Genomic DNA, 1,390 nt, shown 5'->3' on the forward strand with positions numbered 1-1,390 from the left:
AAAGTGCTCCGACTATTTGTAAGCACACGGTTTCAGGTACTATTTCACTCCCCTCCCGGGGTGCTTTTCACCTTTCCCTCACGGTACTGGTTCACTATCGGTCGCTAGGTAGTATTTAGCCTTAGCAGATGGTCCTGCCAGATTCACACGGGATTTCACGTGTCCCGTGCTACTCGGGGTGGGTCTCGGAGAGACACTTGTTTGGATTACGCGACTGTCACGCTCTTTGGTCCGTCTTCCCAAACGGTTCATCTACAAGTGTCTTTTGTAACTCCATGTGAGACGCCCCACAACCCCGTAAGGTAAACCTTACGGTTTAGGCTCTTCCGCGTTCGCTCGCCGCTACTGACGGAATCACTATTGTTTTCTCTTCCTCCGGCTACTTAGATGTTTCAGTTCACCGGGTCTGCCTTCTCGTTGGCTATGTATTCACCAACGGATACCATCCCATTACGGATGGTGGGTTGCCCCATTCGGAGATCCCCGGATCGAAGCGTGCTTACCGCTCCCCGAGGCTTATCGCAGTTCGCTGCGTCCTTCTTCGGCTCCTAGCGCCAAGGCATCCACCGTGTGCCCTTAGTAACTTAACCACGACGCACAGGACGTGCTAATGCATGCGTTGCCACAGGACGTGGCGCATTTAGCATGTAATCCTTGCATTTGATTAGTACTAATGAAAACTTACATCAGTAAATAAAATCCTTAGCTTTTACTTGCGTTATCCAGTTTTCAAAGAACAAAAAACTTCGTTTTTTGTTGACCGTAAACGGTCATAATTGAAGTTTTATGAAAAACGTCGAGACGTTTTTCACTCTTCCTCGTTTTTTGTTGACCACAAGCGGTCAGAAGACACCAAAAGGTGCCCGCCTGGCAACGTCCTACTCTCCCGGCTCCCTGCGGAGCAAGTACCATCGGCGCTGGAGGGCTTAACGGCCGTGTTCGGTATGGGAACGGGTGTGTCCCCTCCGCCATCATCACCAGACGGGTATTACAATATACTATGTCTTCAACATACTATTCAAGACATAAATGTTGGAAAATTGGTGGAGCTGAACGGGATCGAACCGATGACCTCCTGCTTGCAAGGCAGGCGCTCTCCCAACTGAGCTACAGCCCCATTTTAGGGATATGATTCCCTAAAAACTAGATAGAATCTTAGCCTGTTTCTTCATCTATCAGATGAAGAATTTCTCCATAGAAAGGAGGTGATCCATCCGCACCTTCCGGTACGGATACCTTGTTACGACTTCACCCCAATCATCTACCCCACCTTCGGCGGCTGGCTCCTTGCGGTTACCTCACCGACTTCGGGTGTTGCAAACTCTCGTGGTGTGACGGGCGGTGTGTACAAGGCCCGGGAACGTATTCACCGCGGCATGCTGATCCGCGA

At 50.4% G+C, this 1,390-nt stretch carries 1 tRNA gene and 3 rRNA genes; all 4 read right to left on the reverse strand.

The window, feature by feature from the left end:
- Window positions 1-590 (reverse strand): 23S ribosomal RNA (locus ACPW7N_RS26530); the annotation flags it as partial.
- Between the two features lie 275 nt (window positions 591-865).
- A 5S ribosomal RNA gene (gene rrf / locus ACPW7N_RS26535) occupies window positions 866-982 on the reverse strand.
- A 59-nt stretch (window positions 983-1,041) separates the two neighbouring features.
- Window positions 1,042-1,117 (reverse strand) — tRNA-Ala (locus tag ACPW7N_RS26540).
- Window positions 1,118-1,198: 81 nt separating this feature from the next.
- A 16S ribosomal RNA gene (locus tag ACPW7N_RS26545) occupies window positions 1,199-1,390 on the reverse strand; the annotation flags it as partial.

The sequence above is a fragment of the Brevibacillus nigriterrae genome, assembly GCF_049846925.1.
GTDB lineage: Bacteria > Bacillota > Bacilli > Brevibacillales > Brevibacillaceae > Brevibacillus_H.